The sequence below is a fragment of the Pseudomonas trivialis genome (assembly GCF_036864995.1).
GTDB lineage: Bacteria > Pseudomonadota > Gammaproteobacteria > Pseudomonadales > Pseudomonadaceae > Aquipseudomonas > Aquipseudomonas trivialis.
On the sequence record NZ_CP142151.1, the window covers coordinates 250,942 to 271,635 of the forward strand.

The following is a 20,694-nucleotide window of genomic DNA, read 5'->3' on the forward strand; positions in this document are numbered from 1 at the left end:
CGAAGGTGCCCTGCGCTTTTACGACACGTCTTGCATGCAGTTACATGCAAGACGTTGATTTGACCCTCAGCGCTTTTTCAACTGCTTGGCGTTGGCGAACAACGAGGCCATGGCGTTGTTGGCTGGCGCTGCCGTCGCGGTTTCCTTGCGCGGTTGGCTGTTTTCCGAGCGGTTCTGCGACTGACGCGGTGCCGAACCCGGGCGTGCGCCACGGGCACCGTCGACTTTCTCGCCGGGGGTATCGCTCATGCGCATCGACAGGCCCACGCGTTTGCGCGGTATATCGACTTCCATGACCTTGACCTTGACCACGTCACCGGCTTTGACCGCTTCACGCGGGTCCTTGATGAATTTCTCCGACAGCGCGGAGATATGCACCAGGCCGTCCTGATGCACGCCAATGTCCACGAACGCGCCGAAGTTGGTCACGTTGGTCACCACGCCTTCGAGGATCATGCCCGGTTGCAGGTCCTTGAGGTCTTCGACGCCGTCCTGGAACTCGGCGGTCTTGAACTCGGGACGCGGGTCGCGGCCCGGTTTTTCCAGCTCTTGCAGGATGTCGGTGATGGTCGGCACGCCGAAGGTTTCGTCGGTGTATTTCTTCGGGTCCAGGCGCTTGAGGAACGCAGCGTCGCCAATCAGCGAGCGAATGTCGCGATCGGTTTCGGCGGCGATGCGTTGCACCAGTGGGTAGGCTTCCGGGTGGACGGCGGACGAATCCAGCGGGTTGTCGCCATTCATGACGCGCAGGAAGCCGGCGGCCTGTTCGAAGGTTTTTTCACCCAGGCGTGCGACTTTTTTCAGCGCGGCGCGGGTCTTGAACGCACCGTTTTCGTCACGGTGAGTCACGATATTTTGTGCCAGGGTGTTGTTCAGGCCGGAGATACGCGCCAACAGTGCGACCGAGGCAGTGTTCACATCCACGCCGACCTTGTTCACGCAGTCTTCGACCACCGCATCCAGGCCACGCGCCAGTTTCAGCTGCGACACGTCGTGCTGGTACTGGCCGACACCGATGGATTTGGGGTCGATTTTTACCAGCTCGGCCAGCGGATCCTGCAGGCGGCGGGCGATAGATACGGCGCCACGGATCGACACGTCGAGGTCAGGGAACTCCCTGGACGCCAGTTCCGACGCCGAGTACACCGAAGCGCCGGCCTCGGAGACCATGACCTTGGTCATCTTCATCGCTGGGTATTTTTTGATCAGTTCGGCGGCCAGCTTGTCGGTCTCACGGCTGGCGGTGCCGTTGCCGATGGCGATCAGGTCCACCGAGTGCTTGGCGCACAGGGCGGCCAGGATTGCGAGGGTCTGGTCCCACTTGTTATGCGGAACGTGGGGGTACACGGTGGCGTGGTCCAGCAGCTTGCCGGTGGCGTCGACCACCGCGACCTTGCAACCGGTGCGCAGGCCGGGGTCCAGGCCCAGGGTGGCGCGCGGGCCGGCGGGGGCGGCCAGCAGCAGGTCGTGCAGGTTGTGGGCGAACACGTTGATCGCTTCGGTTTCGGCGCCGTCACGCAGTTCGCCCAGCAGGTCGGTTTCCAGGTGGGTGTAGAGCTTGACCTTCCAGGTCCAGCGCACCACTTCACCGAGCCACTTGTCCGCAGCACGGTTCTGGTTCTGGATGCCGAATTGTTGCCCGATCATGCCTTCGCACGGGTGCATGGTGCCCGGCAACTCGTCGCCGACTTTGAGCGCCGAGCTGAGAATTCCTTCGTTGCGGCCACGGAAAATCGCCAGCGCACGGTGGGACGGCATGCTCTTGAGCGGTTCGTCGTGCTCGAAGTAATCGCGGAACTTGGCGCCTTCTTCCTCTTTGCCGGCGATGACGCGGGCGCTGAGTACGGCTTCCTGCTTGAGGTAGTAGCGCAGTTTTTCCAGCAGGTTGGCGTTTTCGGCGAAGCGCTCCATGAGGATGTACTTGGCGCCTTCGAGGGCGGACTTGACGTCGGCGACGCCTTTGTCGGCATCGATGAAGCGTGCTGCTTCGGTTTCCGGGCTCAGCGACGGATCGTTGAACAGGCCATCGGCCAGCTCGCCGAGGCCGGCTTCCAGGGCGATCTGGCCCTTGGTGCGGCGCTTTTGCTTGTAAGGCAGGTAGAGGTCTTCGAGGCGGGTCTTGGTGTCGGCGAGCTTGATATCGCGTTCGAGCTGCGGGGTGAGCTTGCCCTGTTCCTCGATGCTGGCGAGGATGCTGATGCGCCGTTCGTCGAGTTCTCGCAGGTAGCGCAGGCGTTCTTCCAGGTGCCTTAGCTGGATATCGTCGAGGCTGCCGGTCACTTCCTTACGGTAGCGGGCGATGAAAGGCACCGTGGAGCCTTCATCCAGTAGAGCGACGGCCGCTTCGACCTGTTGGGGGCGTACGCCGAGTTCTTCGGCGATGCGGCTGTTGATGCTGTCCATAAAACCACCTGAAATTCTGAAAAGCAGCTCGCGGGCCCGCAAAACAAGGCCCGGAAAGACTGGTTGAGCGGCCCGACCGGCACCGCTGCCTGGGTCAAGAGGCAGCCAATTGACCCTCGAAATCGAAAAAGTCGCGTCAAGCGGGTAAAAAAAGCCGGCAGTAAACGGAAACGATCTGACGTTGCCCTGCAAGACGGCGCCGCATTATAACCAGCGTTCTGTCCTTGAGGGGTACTGCGCCCGTGGTTGTAGGACGCGGGTCTGCTGGTGGTCGAGGAAAAATCTGCTAACAATGCACACGGTGCGTATAACGGCAGCTAGGCCATAATGCGCGCCGAGATAAGAGGAGCATCCAATGAGCAGCACTGCACAAACTGCTGAAGGCGAAAAAATTCTCATCGTTGACGACGATCCAGGGCTGAGCAGCCTGCTGGAGCGCTTCTTCAACTCCAAGGGTTACCGTGCCCGCGCGGTGCCGAACACCGAGCAGATGGACCGTCTGCTGGGGCGCGAAGTATTCAACCTGGTCGTACTTGACCTGATGCTGCCCGGCGAAGACGGCCTCACCGCCTGCAAACGCCTGCGTGGCGCGAACAACCAGATTCCAATCATCATGCTCACCGCCAAGGGCGACGAGCTGAGTCGCATCAAGGGCCTGGAACTGGGCGCCGATGATTACCTGGCCAAGCCGTTCAACCCTGACGAACTGATGGCCCGGGTCAAGGCTGTACTGCGGCGTCAGGCCCCGCCGGTGCCGGGCGCTCCGGGCAGCGAAGACGAAAGCGTCACCTTTGGCGACTACGAACTGTCGCTGGCGACCCGTGAGCTCAAGCGAGGCGACGAAGTACACATGCTCACCACCGGTGAGTTCGCGGTACTCAAGGCCCTGGTGATGAACGCGCGCCAGCCGCTGACCCGCGACAAGCTGATGAACCTGGCCCGTGGCCGGGAATGGGACGCGCTGGAGCGCTCCATCGACGTGCAGATATCCCGTCTGCGCCGGATGATCGAGCCGGACCCGTCCAAGCCTCGCTATATCCAGACAGTCTGGGGTGTGGGTTACGTGTTTGTGCCGGATGGCACAGCGACCAAGTGACCGATGATTTGCGGGCATGGGTATCCCGGCGTTTGACCCCTTGAGGGTCGACGGGGTGCTCAGCGTCTGCAATTCTGCGAGCGCTGCTTTTTCCTGCCAGGTGTCCAGCTGTCTCTTATGAAAACCCCATTGTGGTTCCCACAGAGTTTCTTCTCGCGCACCCTTTGGCTGGTGTTGATCGTCGTTCTGTTTTCCAAGGCACTCACACTGGTTTATCTGCTGATGAACGAGGACGTGCTGGTGGACCGGCAATACAGCCACGGCGTCGCGCTGACGCTGCGTGCCTATTGGGCGGCCGACCCCGAAAACCGCGAGAAGATCGCCAAGGCCGCCACGCTGGTGCGTGTTGCCGGTGCGGGCGTGCCGGAGGGCGAGCAGCATTGGCCCTACAGTGAAATCTATCAGCGCCAGATGCAGGCCGAGCTCGGTGAAGACACGGAGGTGCGCTTGCGCATGCATGTGTCGCCTGCCTTGTGGGTGCGTGCGCCGAGTCTGGGTGAAGACTGGCTGAAAGTACCGCTGTATCCGCACCCGTTACGCGGGCAGAAGATCTGGAACGTGCTTGGCTGGTTCCTGGCGATCGGTTTGCTCTCCACCGCCTCCGCATGGATTTTTGTGCGTCAGCTCAACCAGCCGCTCAAGCGCCTGGTATTCGCCGCCCGCCAACTCGGCCAGGGACGCAGCGTGCGACTACCGGTGAGTGACACACCCAGCGAAATGACCGAGGTGTACGGTGCGTTCAACCAGATGGCGGAAGACGTCGAACAGGCCGGGCGCGAGCGCGAGCTGATGCTGGCGGGGGTGTCCCATGACCTGCGCACGCCGCTGACGCGCTTGCGGCTGTCGCTGGAATTGATGGGCAACCACAGCGACCTGACGGACGACATGGTTCGCGACATCGAGGACATGGATGCGATTCTGGATCAGTTTCTGGCGTTTATCCGCGACGGTCGTGATGAGCTGGTTGAAGAAGTCGACCTGACCGACCTGGTGCGTGAAGTGGTCGCGCCCTACAACCAGAACGGCGAACAGGTGCGCATGCGCCTGGAGCCGATCCAACCGTTTGCTTTGCGCAGGGTCTCGATGAAGCGCTTGCTGAACAACCTGATCGGCAACGCCTTGCACCATGCCGGTTCCGATGTGGAAGTGGCGGCCTATGTGTCCGGGGATAGCACGGCACCCTATGTGGTGCTGAGCGTGATGGACCGCGGAGCCGGTATAGATCCCGCCGAATTGGAAGGCATTTTCAACCCGTTCACCCGTGGCGACCGTGCCCGTGGCGGCAAGGGCACGGGCCTCGGACTGGCGATTGTGCGGCGGATTGCGTCGATGCATGGCGGCAATGTTGAACTGCGCAACCGTGCGGACGGTGGGCTGGAAGCGCGGGTGCGCTTGCCGCTTGGTTTGATGCTGCCCCGAGATGCGGTCTAACCAACAACACTGATTGAAAATGTGGGAGGGGCTTGCTCCCGATAGCGATGTCTCAGTCAAAAATGTTTGACTGACACTCTGCTATCGGGAGCAAGCCCCTCCCACATTTGGTTTTATGGTGTGTCAGAGGAGGACCGGGGTTCAGCCCTTGCCCTTGGTCCTGGTCATGTTCGGGCCACCATTCTTTTCCAGGTGCTGAATGATGATCCCCGCCACATCCTTGCCTGTGGTGGTCTCGATCCCCTCCAGGCCTGGCGATGAGTTCACTTCCATCACCAGCGGGCCATGGTTGGAGCGCAGGATATCCACACCCGCCACGGCCAAGCCCATCACCTTGGCTGCGCGCAATGCGGTCATGCGTTCTTCCGGGGTGATCTTGATCAGACTGGCGCTGCCGCCACGGTGCAGATTGGAGCGGAATTCGCCCGGCTTGGCCTGGCGCTTCATCGCGGCAATCACCTTGTCACCCACCACGAAGCAGCGAATATCTGCGCCGCCGGCTTCCTTGATGTACTCCTGCACCATGATGTTCTGCTTGAGGCCCATGAACGCCTCGATCACCGACTCGGCGGCAGTCGCGGTTTCACACAGCACCACGCCGATACCCTGGGTGCCCTCCAGCACCTTGATCACCAGCGGTGCACCGTTGACCATTTCGATCAGGTCCGGGATGTCGTCGGGTGAGTGGGCAAAGCCGGTGACCGGCAGGCCGATGCCACGGCGTGATAGCAGTTGCAGCGAGCGTAACTTGTCTCGCGAGCGGGCAATGGCCACGGACTCATTGAGGGGGAACACCCCCATCATTTCAAACTGGCGCAGCACCGCGCAGCCGTAGAAGGTCACCGATGCGCCGATGCGCGGGATCACTGCGTCAAACCCCTCCAAGGGCTTGCCCCGGTAGTGGATCTGCGGCTTGTGGCTGGCAATGTTCATATAGGCACGCAACGTGTCGATCACCACCATATCGTGGCCACGTTCGGTACCGGCCTCAACCAGGCGGCGGGTGGAATACAGACGCGGGTTTCGCGACAGCACAGCAATCTTCATGCAGCACCTGGGGCAGAAATAGTAGAGACCGGGAACACCGGCTTGTCTTGAACGTACTTGACGCCGGGACTGACCACCAATTGGCCGTCAATCAGCGCCTTGGAGCCCAGCAACAGGCGGTAACGCATGGCCTTGCGGCAAGCCAGGGTGAACTCCACCCGCCATACCCGATCACCCAGCGCCAGCGTGGTGCTGATCACATAGCGCACCTGCGCGTGACCGTTGGAGCTCTTGATGGTCTTCATGGTCACCAGCGGCGCCTCGCAGCGGCGATGACGCAGTTGCACGACGGTGCCCAGGTGCGCGGTAAAGCGTACCCACTGCGCACCGTCGCGCTCAAACGGCTCGATATCGGTGGCGTGCAGGCTCGAGGTACTGGCCCCGGTGTCGATCTTCGCGCGCAGGCCCGCCACCCCCAGATCGGGAAGGGCCACCCATTCACGCAGACCCACAACGGTCAAATGGTCAAATGTCTTCAATATAGGTAACCGGTCAATTCGCCCAGGCGTGAGGAGCAACCTTGGCCAGGGCGTTGAATGCGGGCCTGGCGAACCAGTAACCCTGCATCAGAAATATTCCACAGTCGGACAGGAAATCGCGCTCGCCGGCACTTTCGATGCCCTCGGCGATGACAGTAACCCCCAACTGCTCACAGATTGTGACAATCCCCCGGACGATCACCTGACGGACACGGTCCTTGTCGATATCGCGGATCAGCGCCATGTCGAGTTTGATCAGGTCAGGTTGGAAATCGGCCAGCAGGTTCAGCCCCGAATAGCCCGCGCCGAAATCGTCGATGGCGGTCTTGAAGCCGAATTCGCGGTATTCACGCAGAATATTGGTCAAATGGCGATAGTTATCGACGTACTCGCTTTCCAGCGTCTCGAAAATCAGCCGGTTCAGCGGAAAATTGTGTGCTCGCGCCGCTTCCAGCGTACTGCGGATACACAGCTCCGGCCGATACACCGCGTTGGGCATGAAGTTGATTGAAAGATGGCTCTGCATGTCCAACGCTGCAGCGCGGGCGATGGCCTGGGTGCGGCAGCGCTGGTCGAAGCGGTAGCGGTTGCCGTCATTAACCTGGTTCAGCACCGAGAGGGCGCCTTCACCTTGAGGGCCTCGCACCAACGCTTCGTGGGCAAAAATGGAATGATCGCGCAGGTCTACGATAGGCTGGTAGGCGAAGGCAAAGTCAAAGCTCAGCGGCTCGCTTTGCTGGCAACCCACGCAACGCTGGTTGGGCGAGGTGAGTGAGGTGGGGAAGTCGGTCACAGCGTATCCTCGCGAAAACAGGGTGCTACCCGGCGTATCTTAGGTGAGCCTTGGGGTTTATGCGTCGAAGGGTTTCGACAGTAAGGTTGCGACATTTTTCAGAGCGAGGAATTCAAGTGGCTCAGAAGCAGGAAGAGGAAGAAAAGGTCCGTTTGGACAAGTGGCTGTGGGCGGCGCGGTTCTATAAAACCCGTGCCCTGGCCAAGGCTGCCATCGAGAGCGGCAAGGTGCACCATCGCGGCGAACGCTGCAAGCCGGGCAAGGAACCGCGTGTCGGTGACGAGTTTCAGATTCGTACAGGGTTTGACGAAAAAACCATCGTGGTGCAGGCGCTTTCCATCGTGCGCCGTGGCGCTCCCGAAGCGCAGGCACTGTACGCCGAGACTGAAGCCAGCATTGCCAAGCGTGAAAACGCTGCAGCCATGCGCAAGGCCGGGGCGTCAGGCCTGACCACAGATGGCAAGCCGAGCAAGAAGCAGCGTCGTGATCTGTTCAAGTTTCGCGGCAGCGGCAATGACGACTGATTGCGCGGATCTCGTGGTTCAAATATGGGAGGGGGCTTGCTCCCGATTGCGGTGTATCAGTCACCTTTGTATGCCCTGACAATCTCTCATCGGGAGCAAGCCCCTCCCACATTACAGACTCGGCGTTACGCGGTTTGTCGTATGACACTCAATCGCCCGATCACCGGCAGCTTACCCAGCAACTCGAAGATTGGCGCCGTCACGCGCAGCAACGCCCCCGAAACCTTCGCCGCAAAAGGCGTGTAATACCCCCACCCCAATGCCAGCAACGCCAACAGCACGCCGCCGATATAGTCGTCCTGCCCCCAATGCGCGCCCGCTACCAGGCGCGGCATCATGAACAGCAGCGCCAGGCCCCAGATCACCAGCACCTGGCCGAAGTTGCGGGCAAACACTGTCATGAACATGCCCCAGATCAGCAGCACCGAAGCATGATCCCCCGGAAAACTCTGGCTTGAACGGTCCTTCAGCTCCCAGGTTTTCTCAAGACCGGGGAAGTAGTCGCTCATCTGCACGGCACCGCCGATCACCATTGACGGGCTGCTGTGCTGCCAGCCCATGTGCGCGGCGAGTTTGGAAAACAGCATGCGGATAAACAGCAGCAACAGCAGGATGCCGAGAAAGCCAAAGAACGCCTGGCGTACCTGCACCGCCTTGAACACCCATTCGCCGCGAACCAGCAGCGCCAGCAAAATTACCCCAACCACCGCGTCAAAGGGGCGCAGACTGGCCACGGCCCACACGTGCAGCCAGGTTGCGCTGGTCGCCAGTGGGTCATTGAGCAGGTGAAACAGCCACTCGTCGAAAATCACACACAGCATCTGGCCCGTGGGCCACAGCCAAAAACACAGCAGTCCGATAGCGAGTAGATTGCAAAGAGCCCATCGCCGGAGGTTCCACTTGGCTTGGAACAAACCCGGATTGTTCATAAACTGTCCCTCTTCGCTCTAGTAAGTTCTCTGTTTCCAGGAGAAAACCGCACCAAGATGGTGCTAAAGCGTTTAATTTTATAAACGTTGTAATCATTTTGTCATCAATTCAGATACCCAGACCTATGACTGATCTACCGGATACCGACTTCACCCAACGCTTCATCTTCGATGAGAACGACGCCCGCGGCGAACTGGTCTCGCTGGAGCGCAGCTATGCCGAAGTCCTCGCCAAGCACGCCTATCCGGAGCCGGTCGCGCAACTGCTCGGTGAGTTGATGGCGGCTGCGGCGCTGCTGGTGGGCACCATGAAGTTCGATGGTTTGCTGATTTTGCAGGCCCGCTCCGAAGGCCCGATTCCCTTGCTGATGATCGAGTGTTCCAGCGAGCGCGACATCCGTGGCCTGGCCCGCTACGACGCCGACCTGATCGCCCCTGACGCCACGTTGAGCGACCTGATGCCCAACGGCGTGCTGGCGCTGACGGTCGACCCCACGGTGGGCCAGCGCTATCAAGGCATTGTCGACCTTGACGGCGACACTCTGTCGGACTGCTTCACCAACTATTTCGTGATGTCCCAGCAGGTTGGCACCAAGTTCTGGCTCAACGCCGACGGCAAGCGCGCTCGTGACCTGCTGCTGCAACAACTGCCGGCGGACCGCATCAAGGACGACGATGACCGCGCCGAAAGCTGGCGCAACCTCACCGCCCTGGCCGGCACCCTCACGGCGGAAGAGCTGCTGGGCCTGGATAATCCGACCATCCTGCACCGCCTTTACCACGAAGAGGCTGTGCGCCTGTTCGACCCGCAAACCCTGCGCTTCCATTGCAGCTGCTCGCGCGAGCGTTCCGGCAACGCGCTGGTCAGCCTGGGACTGGAAGATGCACAGAATCTGGTAGTCGAACACGGCGGCCATATCGAGATCGATTGCCAGTTCTGCAACCAGCGCTACCTGTTCGATGCGGCCGATGTTGCTCAATTATTCGCCGGCGCAGGCATCGACACGCCTTCCGACACCCGTCACTAAAACGTTTAAGCACAGGTAAATCACCTGAGAAACGCCGAGATAGCGCTGTTCTGACGGGAGGGCCCTACTCTTTTTGGGCTTTTCTGGCATAATCCGGCCCACTTTTTTCGCGGTAGTAGTGCGCAACTTTCTACTACAAAACGTTTGGAGCACTCGGCCATAGGCCGACGGGGAACCTCATGACGCAAGCCAACAACGCCGTATACACCGATCTGAGTGTTGACGATCTGGTTAAAGAAGCCCTGCAGCGCGGTGAAGGCGTGCTTGCCGATACTGGTGCACTGGTCGTTGAAACCGGTCACCGTACCGGTCGTTCGCCGGTCGATCGTTTCATCGTTGAAGAGCCTTCCACTCAGGACGCCATCGCCTGGGGCCCGATCAACCGCAAGTTCCCGGCCGACAAGTTCGATGCCCTGTGGGCTCGCGTCGAGGCGTTCAACAACGCGCAAGAGCACTTCGTTTCCCATGTTCACGTAGGGGCCGCTGAAGACCACTACCTGGCCGTGAAAATGACCACCCAGACGGCCTGGCAGAACCTGTTCGGCCGTTGCCTGTTCATCAACCCGGCCCAGTACAACCCGGCCGGTCGTGAAGAGTGGCAAGTGCTCAACGTGGCCAACTTCGAGTGCGTGCCTGAGCGTGACGGCACCAACTCCGACGGTTGCGTGATCCTCAATTTCGCACAGAAAAAAGTGCTGATCGCCGGCATGCGCTACGCCGGTGAAATGAAAAAAGCCATGTTCTCGGTGCAGAACTTCCTGCTGCCGGCTTCCGACGTGCTGCCGATGCACTGCGCTGCCAACATTGGCGAAGCAGGCGACGTGACGCTGTTCTTCGGCCTGTCGGGCACCGGTAAAACCACCCTGTCCGCTGACGAAAGCCGTTACCTGATCGGTGACGACGAACACGGCTGGGGCGAAGGCGTGGTGTTCAACATCGAAGGCGGTTGCTATGCCAAGTGCATCGACCTCTCCGAGAAGAACGAGCCGGTGATCTGGAAAGCCATCAAACACGGCGCCGTGCTGGAAAACGTGGTTATCGACGATGCCGGGCACGCCGACTACACCAACGTCAGCCTGACCCAGAACAGCCGCGCCGCCTACCCGCTGGAGCACGTTGCCAAGCGTTCCGAGAAAAACCTGGGCGGCGAGCCAAACGCGGTGATCTTCCTGACCTGCGACCTGACCGGCGTACTGCCGCCCGTGTCGATCCTCAGCGAAGAACAAGCGGCCTATCACTTCCTGTCCGGCTACACCGCTCTGGTGGGCTCGACCGAAATGGGTTCCGGCGGCGGCATCAAGTCGACCTTCTCCACCTGCTTCGGCGCACCGTTCTTCCCGCGCCCGGCCGGCGAATACGCTGAGCTGCTGATCAAGCGCATCCGCGGCTTCGGCTCCAAGGTCTACCTGGTCAACACCGGCTGGACCGGCGGTGGCTACGGCGTTGGCAAGCGTTTCAACATCCCGACTACACGCGGCGTGATCGCAGCCATCCAGAGCGGCGCGTTGATCGGTGCCGAGACCGAGAACCTGGACACCATCAACCTGGACGTGCCGCTGGCGGTGCCGGGTGTCGAGACTGGGCTGCTGAACCCGCGTAATACCTGGGCCGACAAGGCTGCTTATGACGAAGCGGCGAAGGCGCTGGCCGGGTTGTTTGTCGAGAACTTCAAGAAGTTTGAAGTGAGTGATGCGATCAAGGCTGCGGGTCCCAAGTTGTAAGACTCGATCGTTATGAAAAAGCCGCCCTCATTGGGCGGCTTTTTTGTGCCCGCTCGCAGGTCAATATGGATCCAGTGTGGCAGGGGCTCTATGGTGCACTTAACTCAGGTTTTCCAGCGTCTGCGTGTCCCAGCTGTGGGTCTTGATGGCCAGGTAGAGCATGCCGATGGTCAGCGGGATCTTTTCACCACGGCCTTTGGCGCGGTGTTTGAGGAAGACGTCAAAAACCGGCGGCTGGAAGTAACGGTAGGCATCGTAGTCGCCCAGGTCGACGGCGAAATCCTGCTCCAGGGCCTCCATCAGTTGCCTGGCTTCGCCGCCGTCGCAGCCCAGGTCGAGGTTTATCGCGGTTTGCAGTCGAATGGTTTTATGTTGCGGCAGTCCGATTTCTTCGTGCAGCAGTTGCAGGAGTTGCTGCATGTCGGGGTCTTCGGGGAAGTTGGGAGCCAGGTTAATGGTGGGGGTTCGCAGAGGTGGGTGAGCATTACGTCGTCGGCGGTATCTGTTTCGGGCGAGCAAGGCAGACAGAACCAGGAAGAGAGTCAGACTGATCCAGAAGATATATTCAGTCATTAAAGTAACCGCCCTGGCGTTGCCGGATCGTCTTTGAAGGACGAATCGCGGTAAATTTGAAACCGTAACAGCCGTTGTGTTGAGTCCTTTCGTTGTTCACGGGCTTTACCGAGAAAGTTGAGAGGCCGTTAGTTTCGGTCAGAACGTGGAGGGGCCAATAGAGGGGGAGCAGGTGTTTTTTGCAGTTTGGGAAGCGGATTGCGCGGTATTTGGTCTTTTCCTACAGTGACTGCCGGCATCTTCAGCTTGTCGTCGATCTTTCGCCAGAACCGCTCAACTATGGGAACGATCAGGGCCTTGCAGGTGTGCTTATGCAGCGCTTGAAAATCGCTTCCAGCCCCCTGTAATCACACGCCACCGCGTCGATATTGGCAGGTATCCACGCTGCGTCTTTTACCAGCCACCAGTTCACCGAGAACCCCGCATTTATGATGATTTGTTCAAACAGGATCCGTTGAGCCCGGCCATTGCCTTCGCGAAAAGGGTGGATGACATTGAGGTCGCCATAAACTTCAGCGATTTGATTCACCAGCTCAGCCTGCGTGGCGCCGACAAACCAGTTCGCCACTTCCATATGCCGAATAATCTTCGCCGCTTCCGGGGGGATACGTTCGGGCGTGCAGAACAGCGTGTCGCCTTTCTGGATATTGACGCTGCGCAGCTCACCGGCCCAGTCGTAAATATCGTCAAATAAAGTGCGATGGATGTTTTGCAGGCGATCAAGGTCGTAGGGCGGCGGGAAGAGGGGAAGGTTGCCTATGGCGATTTCGGACAGTTCCCGCTCGGCTTCATGCAGGCGTGCTTCATCGAGCAAATCGAGGCGGTTGCGCAGGACGCTGCTACCGGGATAGCAGTAAGGATCCTGGCCCACCCCGTATTTGTCGAGCATCAGCGCGGAGTATTGCGATACTTGGCAAGGACGGCTTCGCGAGTGGGCAGCGGTTTGTCGACGTCGGCCGGCTGGGTATCGAACCCCTCCAGGCGCAGGCTGGCCAAGTAATTGGAACGGCGGATCTTGTGGTAATGATCCTGTTTTTGCTCAAACGTCAGTTCGCTCATTGCAGCGTACTCCTAGGTCGCAAGGCTTGATTGTAGCGCAATGCATCTGCGCGAAGGCAGTCTTTGGATAGGCAAGATATGGTAGTTGTTCCTACAAGCTTGCGCGAATAGTCCTGCTTTCCGCCACGCTGTGTATCATCCTGTCTCTTTTTTTCCATGCGACCTTTCTCGATTCGCTGACCCTGGTGAGCTACGTTTTTAAGCCACCCTCAGCGGTCAATGGAGTGACAGCCTATGCACGACACCCTCCAGCAGGTCTTTGGTTATTCACAGTTTCGTTCGGGCCAGGAAGAAGTGGTCAGCGCCGTGCTGGACGGGCGCTCGGCGGCTGCAATTTTCCCTACCGGGTCTGGTAAATCCCTGTGCTATCAACTGTCGGCGGTTCTGCTCCCGCACCTGACGCTGGTGGTTTCACCACTGCTGGCGTTGATGCAGGATCAGTTGGGCTTTCTGCAGCGCCACGGGATTTCAGCTGGCAGCATTGATTCGGCGCAAAGTCGCGAGGACGCCAATGAGGTGATGGCGCGGGCGCGCTCCGGTGAGCTGAAGATCCTGATGATTTCCGTGGAACGCCTGAAGAACGAGCGCTTTCGTAACTTCCTGCAAAGCGTGCCGATTTCATTGTTGGTAGTGGACGAAGCCCACTGTATTTCCGAATGGGGCCACAACTTTCGTCCAGACTACCTGAAGCTGCCGGACTACCAACGCCAGTTCAATATCCCGCAGGCCCTTCTGCTGACGGCTACAGCAACGCCCAAGGTGATTGTCGACATGCAGGCCAAGTTCGCCATTGCACCGGGCGATGTGATCACCACAGGCTTCTATCGGCCCAACCTCAACCTGCTGGTGGAGCCGGTGAGCGGCGCGAACAAGCGCCGGCGCCTGGTGCAGTGGATGAGCGAGCGGCCCAACCAGCCGAGCATCGTCTACGTCACCCTGCAAAAAACCGCTGAGCAGATCGCCGAGCACTTGAACCGCAACGGCATCCAGGCCGAGGCGTATCACGCCGGGTTGCCGCACGATAAACGCGAAGGCATCCAGCAACGATTCATGGGCGGGCGCTCCAATTGCATCGTCGCGACCATCGCGTTCGGCATGGGTATCGACAAGAGTGATATCCGCAACGTGGTGCACTTTGACCTGCCCAAGTCCATCGAGAACTACAGCCAGGAAATCGGCCGCGCAGGACGTGACGGGCAGCCATCGGACTGCCTGGTGCTGGCCAACCGTGACAGCCTCAATGTGCTGGAAAATTTCGTGTACGGCGACACGCCAGAGCAGGAGGGCATCCGCCGTGTGCTGGACGAGTTGCAGGCGTCACGCAGCGAGGGGCAGTGGGAGTTTTTGCTGCGCTCGCTGTCGGACCACAGCAATATCCGCGAGCTGCCGCTCAAGACCTTGCTGGTACAACTCGAACTCAAGGGCGTGATCGCGCCGCGCTATGCGTTTTATGCCGAGTACCGTTTCAAATACCTGATTGAGCCCGAGGCCTTGCTGGCGCGTTTTTCCGGCGAGCGGCAGCAGTTTGTCGCGGCAATCATCCAAGTGTGCAAGCGCGCCAAAACCTGGGCGACGGTGGATTTCGATGCGCTTTATAACCAGCACGGCGCCGAGCGCAACCGGGTGGTGAAGGCCCTGGATTACTTTCAGGAGCAGGGGCTGATCGAGCTGGAGAGCAAGCAGATGACCGAGGTCTACAGTTTGCTGAATACGGATTTCGACCCGCAGGCATTGAGCACCGAGTTATACACAGGCTTCAAGCACCACGAGGTGACAGAAGTCGCGCGTATTCACGCCATGCTAGATCTGTTCGCCACCGAACACTGCCTGGGGCAGCGTCTGGCACAGTATTTTGGCGATGACCAGGCGCCGCAACGTTGTGGACATTGCTCGGTGTGCCACGGCCATATCGCGCACTTGCCACCTCCGCCTAGCCTGCCGGCACTTGTGGATAAAAACTTCATGGGCCTGTGCGGTGATTTTATCCACAGGCATCATGAACACATCGGCGATTTGCCGGGCCCCGAGCGGCTTACGCGTTTTCTCGGCGGAATCAGCGTGCCGTTGTTCGCCAGGTTGAAGGCGCGCAGCATTCCCGGGTTTGCCGCGCTGGAGGACTATCCCTACGCAGAGGTTCGCGAGTGGGCCGATGCCCATTTGCAGGACCTGTAAACAGACACCTTGAAGAGATTTGCCAATGCCTGACTCAGTGCCGCAACGCGCCGACTACGCTCACTTCCAGCCGATCATCACACGCTGGCACGACAATGATGTGTATGGCCATGTGAACAACGTCACTTACTACAGCTTTTTCGATACGGCGGTGAATACCTACCTGATCGAGCAAGGCGGGTTGGACATTCACGACGGCGAGGTGGTGGGCTTTGTGGTGAGTTCGGCGTGTGATTATTTTGCGTCGATTGCCTTTCCCGAGCGCATCGACGTCGGCCTGCGCGTGGGCAAGTTGGGCAACAGCTCGGTGCAGTATGAGTTGGCGGTGTTCAAGGCCGGCGAGGAAGAGGCCTGTGCGGCGGGGCGATTTGTGCATGTATTCGTGGATCGGGCTTCGAACCGACCTGTGACGATCGCGCAGAAGTTGCGCGATGCGCTGCAGCGATTGGTTATTTAGCCGCAACACCACCGATCCAAATGTGGGAGGGAGCAAGCCCCTCCTACCCTGGATATGCTGTGGTCTTCAGACCTCAGCGGTGACGATGGTGATGCTTGCGATGCCCATAGGCATGGCCACGGCCGCGATGGTCATCACGGTCATAACGGCGGTTATCGCGCCCACGGTAGCGGCGATCATCGTCATCGCTCTTGTTGCCCATGTAGTTGCCCAGCGCGCCGCCAGCACCGCCGCCGGCGGCTGCGCCGACTAGGCTGCCGGTGTTGCCGCCAACGCTGCGACCTACCACGTTGCCACCGGCCGCACCCAACGCACCGCCGATGGCGGCTTCGCCACGGCTGCGTTTGTCGGCACCCACCGCGCTGCCGCCCGCGCCGCCCAGGGCTGCACCGATGGCCGAACCTGTGTTGCCGCCGATCTGCTGGCCTACAACCGAACCCAGAACCCCACCCAATGCGCCGCCCACACCGGCTTCGGTGGTGCCACCCGCCATGGCTGCGCCGCTGGCAAGGCTAAAGGACAGCAAGAGAATCGAGGAGAACTTCATAGGGAGACCTCAAGAGGATGACGCCGCGATCCTGAGGTCGTAGGAGAATGCTGACAATCGAAATCCGACCAGTGGCAATAGTTGTATACAATTCGCTAACTTACTGTTTTTTATAGGGAACTTAAGTCATTTTAGTCAGTCTCTATCTACTTCGGAACGGCCGCTTTTATGCAAAAGCGGCCTTTTTTGTGCCTGTAATTTATGCGGTGCGGGCCATGATCAAGCCATTGTCACTCGCCGCTTCCAGGCGGATCGCCACGAACTTCGAGGTGGGCGTATGGCTGCCATCCCCGGTGCTTTCCAGCGGTACCAGCGGGTTCACTTCCGGGTAGTACGCGGCGGCCTGGCCGGCCGGGATATCAAAGGCCAGCAGAGTGAAGCCCTTCACACGGCGCTCACGGCCGTCTTCCCACAGCGACACGATGTCGGCCTTCTGCCCCGGCTTGAAGCCCAGGCGGATGATGTCCGCTTCATTGACGAACAGCACGTCACGTTGGCCTTTCACTCCGCGATAACGGTCGTCCAGGCCATAAATGGTGGTGTTGTACTGATCGTGGGAGCGCATCGATTGCATGATCAGGTCCGGCACCCGGCCCGTGGCGTGGGTGCGTTCGTGGATCAGGTCCTTGGGCAGGATGTTCGCACGGAAGTTGGCGCGGCCCAGCGGGGTGTTCCAGCGACGCGCGCCGGCCGAGTTGCCGAGGTAGAAACCGCCTGGGTGCTTGATGCGTTCGTTGAAGTCCTTGAAGCCTGGGATGGTGTCGGCGATCAGATCGCGAATGCGCCCGTAGTCTGCCACCAGCCAGTTCCAGTCCACCGGCTTGCTGCCCAGGGTGGCGGCGGCGATGCCGGCGATGATCGCTGGCTCAGATTTCATCAGCTTCGACAGCGGTTGCAGCTGGCCATTGGAGCCGTGAACCATGCTGAACGAGTCTTCTACCGTTACCGCCTGTGGGCCGTCGGCCTGGATGTCGATGTCAGTACGGCCCAGGCACGGCAAAATCAGTGCGTCTTTACCATGCATCAGGTGGCTGCGGTTGAGTTTGGTGCTGATCTGCACGGTCAGGTCGCAATTGCGCAGCGCTTCGAAGGTGCGCGAGCTGTCCGGCGTGGCCTGGGCGAAGTTACCGCCCAGGGCAATGAAGACTTTGGAGCGGCCTTCGAGCATGGCGTGAATCGCTTCCACCACGTTGTGGCCGTTGGTGCGCGGCACCTGGAGCTGAAAACGCCGCTCCAGGGAGTCGAGGAAGGCCACCGGTGGGCGCTCGTTGATGCCCATGGTGCGGTCGCCCTGCACGTTGCTGTGGCCACGCACCGGGCACAAGCCGGCGCCGGGGCGGCCAATATTGCCGCGCAGCAGCATCAGGTTGGCGATTTCCTGGATGGTCGGCACCGAGTGGCGATGCTGGGTGATGCCCATCGCCCAGCACATGATCACGTTCTTGCCCTTGGCGTACATGCGCGCGGCCTGCTCGATCTCGACCAGGGTGAGGCCGGACTGCTCGACGATTTCATCCCACGAGGTGTCGTCGATCTTGCCCAGGTAATCAAGCACGTTAGCGGTGTGTTCGTTGAGGAAGTCGTGGTCGAACACCGCTTCCTTGCCTTCGGCCTGAGCCTGGCGTTCCCACAGCAGCAGGAACTTGGCCATGCCACGCAGGATGGCCATGTCGCCGCCCAGCGCCGGGCGGAAGTAGGCGGTGTTGGTAGGTTTGTCACCGTTGGTGAGCATTTCCAGCGGGTGCTGCGGGTGCTGGAAGCGTTCCAGGCCGCGCTCTTTGAGCGGATTGATGCACACCACCTGGGCGCCGCGTTTAACCGCTTCGCGCAGCGGTTCGAGCATGCGCGGATGGTTGGTGCCGGGGTTCTGGCCCCACACGAAGATCGCATCGGCATGCTCGAAGTCATCAAAGGTCACGGTGCCTTTGCCGACGCCCACGCTTTGCGCCAGGGCTACGCCACTGGCCTCGTGGCACATGTTCGAGCAATCCGGGAAATTATTGGTACCGTAGGCGCGCACGAACAGCTGGTACAGGTACGCCGCTTCGTTGCTGGCGCGGCCCGAGGTGTAGAACTCGGCCATGTCCGGGCTGGGCAAAGCATTGAGGTGCTTGCCGATCAGGTCGAATGCCGCTTCCCAGCTGACCGACTGATAGCGGTCGGTTTCGGCGTTATAACGCATCGGCTCGGTCAGGCGGCCCTGGTATTCGAGCCAGTAGTCGCTCTGCTCCAGCAGCGCGGTGACGCTGTGCTTGGCAAAAAATGCCGCATCGACCCGGCGCTTGGTGGCCTCCCAGTTGACCGCCTTGGCGCCGTTTTCGCAGAACTTGACCATGCCGCTTTCCGGCGAGTCACCCCAGGCGCAGCCCGGGCAGTCGAATCCGCCGTTCTGGTTGGTCTTGAGCATCATGCGCAGGTTTTTCAGCGCATTGTCGCTGGTCAACCACGCCTGGGCCACGCTGATCAGTGCACCCCAGCCGCCGGCCGGGCCCTTGTAGGGCTTGTAGCGCGGGGTCGGGGTTTGGTCGGCTTGATGATGATTGCTCACGGCTGGTTCTCCATCGCAGGGCTGTAGACCCGCGGCGCACTTTTCTGCGGCAGGTGGATGAGATTGAGGTTGTGCCGGCGCGCCCATTGCAGGGCCAGGCCGGTGGGCGACGACAGGCTGACCAGGGTCTGGATGCCTGCGCGCAAAACTTTCTGGATCAATTCGAGGCTGCAACGGCTGGTGACAATCGCCAGGCCGCCGTCGGTAGGGATTTTTTGGCGAATCAATGCACCGATCAACTTGTCGAGGGCGTTATGCCGACCGATATCTTCGCGGCCCAGCAGCAACTCGCCCTGGCCGTTCATGAACACCGCCGCGTGCACGGCGCCGCTGTGCTGGCCCAAGGGCTGAAATGCGCTGATGCGTTGACGCAGGCCGTTTAGCCAGTCAGCCGGCGGCAACGGCGCGCCGGGCAGCACGTTGAGGTCCGGCAAGGCTTGTTCCACGGCTTCGACGCCGCACAACCCACAGCCGCTGGTGCCAGCCAGTTGGCGGCGCTGCTGCTTGAGGTTCCAGAACGCGCGGCTGGAAATCTGCACCTGAGCGTACTGCGCCGAACCCGAGCCACTGAGTTTGAGGTCATAAATGTCGCTGACGTCGGCAATGATGCCGCTGCCCAGGCTGAAGCCGACGATGAAGTCTTCCAGGTCCGTTGGCGTCACCAGCATGACGGCCTGGCTGATGTCGTTGTAGGCAATCGCCAGCGCCACTTCTTCGGCCAGAGCGGTGCTGGCGACTTCAGTGTGTTCAAGATTGCAGAACTGGTAGCTCTGGCTGGCGGCGGGCGCAGGTGTGTCGAGAGCAGGCGCCGCGCAAACCGGGTGCTTGGCGTTCATGGGGCAGTACCATCGGCGGATTGGTCAGTGCTTAGACTAGGCGCGACAAAGCGTCGCGTCTAATCGCCAGTACTGATCTGCCGATAGATGACGTCGATCAAGAAGCTGTCGGCGATTTCTGAAACAGCGCGAAGCAGGCCTCTGCCAGGGCCGAGCGCGGTGCGCTGCGGCGCATGATCAACCCCAGACGCGCGAGGGTGTGGGCATCTTCGATGGGTTGCAGGCGTAGATGCTCGGTGAGCGCATCCAGACCGCCCTCCAGTGGCATTACCGCGCAACACAGTCCGCCGTGCACCGCTTGGAGCAACTGATGAACGGCGTCGGTCTGCAACAACGGCTGTGGGTTGAGGCCACGGCTGTGGAAGTTGTGGTCGATGGACTGGCGAAAGTGCATGCCGCTGGTGAGCATGCCCAAAGGCAGCTCAATCAGCGACTCCCAGCTCAACGGCGTATCGCCGAAGCTGAAGAAGCGTTGATCGTAGAGCAGGCCCATGCGCGTTTCGCCGAGCGCCAGGGAGTCGAAGCGTTCGTTGTCCAGACGCTCCAGGTACGACACGCCAAGATCCAGCCGGTTGCTCGCCAGTTGCTCCAGGATCTGTTCGGAGCTGAGGGCCGACAATTCAAAACGCAGGCTGGGGTGCTCCGTGTGCAGTTGCTGCATCAGCGCCAACGGGTCAAAGCTCGACAGCGGCACCACGCCCAAGCGCAGCGTACCCACCAGATTGCCGCGACAGGCCGCGGCCTCGGCCTGCAAGCCGTCATAGGCTGCCAGCACGGTACGGGCCCAGGCCAGCACGCGTTCGCCGGGGGCGGTGAAACCTTCGAAACGTTGGCCGCGATTGACCAGCGGCAGGTCCAGCTCTTCTTCCAGGCTGCGCAGGCGCATCGACAGGGTCGGCTGGGTGATGTGGCAACGCGCCGCCGCCTGGCCGAAGTGACGGGTTTCGTCGAGGGCGATGAGGAATTTCAACTGTTTGATGTCCATCTTCGCTCCGGGGCTTATTCCAATGGCGGGGGATTCTAGCGCGTTTGGGTCTGTGCTCGGGCTGGA

General features: G+C 60.4%; 19 protein-coding genes. 7 read left to right on the top strand and 12 right to left on the bottom strand.

Going from position 1 to position 20,694, the window contains the following annotated elements; translation table 11 throughout:
- Positions 1 to 66: 66 nt before the first annotated feature.
- Positions 67 to 2,403, bottom strand: a complete 2,337-nt coding sequence (locus VRB54_RS01100; RefSeq protein WP_338479203.1) for a Tex family protein — start codon at positions 2,401 to 2,403, stop codon at positions 67 to 69.
- A gap of 355 nt (positions 2,404 to 2,758) precedes the next feature.
- Between VRB54_RS01100 and ompR the strand changes: the two genes are divergently transcribed.
- Together ompR and VRB54_RS01110 are read left to right on the top strand one after the other, a co-directional pair.
- Positions 2,759 to 3,499, top strand: coding sequence for a two-component system response regulator OmpR (ompR, locus tag VRB54_RS01105; RefSeq protein WP_015373500.1), 741 nt, complete (start codon positions 2,759 to 2,761; stop codon positions 3,497 to 3,499).
- 117 nt (positions 3,500 to 3,616) lie between these two features.
- Positions 3,617 to 4,930: an ATP-binding protein gene (locus VRB54_RS01110; RefSeq protein ID WP_338479204.1), complete on the top strand. Its 1,314-nt coding sequence runs from the start codon at positions 3,617 to 3,619 to the stop codon at positions 4,928 to 4,930.
- A 141-nt stretch (positions 4,931 to 5,071) separates the two neighbouring features.
- On the opposite strand, the gene rimK is transcribed toward VRB54_RS01110, so the two are convergent.
- From rimK to VRB54_RS01125, 3 genes are read right to left on the bottom strand one after another with little or no spacing between them, the layout of a single operon-like run.
- Positions 5,072 to 5,977 (bottom strand): 30S ribosomal protein S6--L-glutamate ligase, encoded by a 906-nt coding sequence (rimK, locus tag VRB54_RS01115; protein ID WP_338479205.1) that lies wholly within the window; start codon positions 5,975 to 5,977, stop codon positions 5,072 to 5,074.
- On the bottom strand, positions 5,974 to 6,423 hold the full coding sequence (locus tag VRB54_RS01120) for an ATP-dependent zinc protease (protein ID WP_373460634.1): 450 nt from the start codon (positions 6,421 to 6,423) through the stop codon (positions 5,974 to 5,976). The genes rimK and VRB54_RS01120 overlap by 4 nt, the downstream gene beginning before the upstream one ends.
- Positions 6,424 to 6,469: 46 nt before the next feature.
- On the bottom strand, positions 6,470 to 7,249 hold the full coding sequence (locus VRB54_RS01125; protein WP_338479206.1) for an EAL domain-containing protein: 780 nt from the start codon (positions 7,247 to 7,249) through the stop codon (positions 6,470 to 6,472).
- Between the two features lie 116 nt (positions 7,250 to 7,365).
- Here VRB54_RS01125 and VRB54_RS01130 point away from each other — a divergent pair, with 116 nt between their 5' ends.
- Positions 7,366 to 7,773 carry an RNA-binding S4 domain-containing protein gene (locus VRB54_RS01130; RefSeq protein ID WP_003236026.1) on the top strand — a complete coding sequence of 136 codons (408 nt, stop codon included), beginning with the start codon at positions 7,366 to 7,368 and terminating at the stop codon, positions 7,771 to 7,773.
- A gap of 125 nt (positions 7,774 to 7,898) precedes the next feature.
- Here the strand turns inward: VRB54_RS01130 and VRB54_RS01135 are convergent, their stop codons facing one another.
- Entirely contained in the window at positions 7,899 to 8,702 is an 804-nt protein-coding gene (locus VRB54_RS01135; RefSeq protein ID WP_338479207.1) for a phosphatase PAP2 family protein, read from the bottom strand.
- Positions 8,703 to 8,827: 125 nt separating this feature from the next.
- On the opposite strand from VRB54_RS01135, the gene hslO reads away from it, so the two are divergent.
- Positions 8,828 to 9,730: an Hsp33 family molecular chaperone HslO gene (gene hslO / locus VRB54_RS01140; RefSeq protein WP_338479208.1), complete on the top strand. Its 903-nt coding sequence runs from the start codon at positions 8,828 to 8,830 to the stop codon at positions 9,728 to 9,730.
- Positions 9,731 to 9,909: 179 nt separating this feature from the next.
- Positions 9,910 to 11,451, top strand: a complete 1,542-nt coding sequence (locus tag VRB54_RS01145) for a phosphoenolpyruvate carboxykinase (RefSeq protein ID WP_338479209.1) — start codon at positions 9,910 to 9,912, stop codon at positions 11,449 to 11,451.
- A gap of 99 nt (positions 11,452 to 11,550) precedes the next feature.
- Here the strand turns inward: VRB54_RS01145 and VRB54_RS01150 are convergent, their stop codons facing one another.
- The 3 genes from VRB54_RS01150 to VRB54_RS01160 form a co-directional block, all read right to left on the bottom strand.
- Positions 11,551 to 11,907: a DUF1493 family protein gene (locus tag VRB54_RS01150; RefSeq protein ID WP_338481033.1), complete on the bottom strand. Its 357-nt coding sequence runs from the start codon at positions 11,905 to 11,907 to the stop codon at positions 11,551 to 11,553.
- A gap of 406 nt (positions 11,908 to 12,313) precedes the next feature.
- A complete protein-coding gene (locus tag VRB54_RS01155) occupies positions 12,314 to 12,913 on the bottom strand; it encodes a putative adenosine monophosphate-protein transferase Fic (protein ID WP_338479210.1) in 600 nt (199 codons plus the stop codon).
- Positions 12,913 to 13,083 carry a YhfG family protein gene (locus VRB54_RS01160; protein WP_003236014.1) on the bottom strand — a complete coding sequence of 57 codons (171 nt, stop codon included), beginning with the start codon at positions 13,081 to 13,083 and terminating at the stop codon, positions 12,913 to 12,915. The genes VRB54_RS01155 and VRB54_RS01160 overlap by 1 nt, the downstream gene beginning before the upstream one ends.
- Before the next feature lie 234 nt (positions 13,084 to 13,317).
- Between VRB54_RS01160 and VRB54_RS01165 the strand changes: the two genes are divergently transcribed.
- Together VRB54_RS01165 and VRB54_RS01170 are read left to right on the top strand one after the other, a co-directional pair.
- Positions 13,318 to 15,255 (top strand): ATP-dependent DNA helicase RecQ, encoded by a 1,938-nt coding sequence (locus VRB54_RS01165; RefSeq protein WP_338479211.1) that lies wholly within the window; start codon positions 13,318 to 13,320, stop codon positions 15,253 to 15,255.
- 25 nt (positions 15,256 to 15,280) lie between these two features.
- Complete coding sequence (locus VRB54_RS01170; protein ID WP_209987298.1) at positions 15,281 to 15,712, top strand: acyl-CoA thioesterase; 432 nt, start codon at positions 15,281 to 15,283, stop codon at positions 15,710 to 15,712.
- A gap of 73 nt (positions 15,713 to 15,785) precedes the next feature.
- On the opposite strand, the gene VRB54_RS01175 is transcribed toward VRB54_RS01170, so the two are convergent.
- From VRB54_RS01175 to VRB54_RS01190, 4 genes are all read right to left on the bottom strand, one after another.
- Positions 15,786 to 16,259 (bottom strand): glycine zipper domain-containing protein, encoded by a 474-nt coding sequence (locus VRB54_RS01175; RefSeq protein WP_209987301.1) that lies wholly within the window; start codon positions 16,257 to 16,259, stop codon positions 15,786 to 15,788.
- Positions 16,260 to 16,458: 199 nt separating this feature from the next.
- Entirely contained in the window at positions 16,459 to 18,807 is a 2,349-nt protein-coding gene (locus VRB54_RS01180; protein WP_338479212.1) for an FdhF/YdeP family oxidoreductase, read from the bottom strand.
- Positions 18,804 to 19,643, bottom strand: a complete 840-nt coding sequence (gene fdhD / locus VRB54_RS01185; protein WP_209987306.1) for a formate dehydrogenase accessory sulfurtransferase FdhD — start codon at positions 19,641 to 19,643, stop codon at positions 18,804 to 18,806. The genes VRB54_RS01180 and fdhD overlap by 4 nt, the downstream gene beginning before the upstream one ends.
- Before the next feature lie 97 nt (positions 19,644 to 19,740).
- Positions 19,741 to 20,628, bottom strand: a complete 888-nt coding sequence (locus VRB54_RS01190; RefSeq protein WP_338479213.1) for a LysR family transcriptional regulator — start codon at positions 20,626 to 20,628, stop codon at positions 19,741 to 19,743.
- Positions 20,629 to 20,694: the final 66 nt, after the last annotated feature.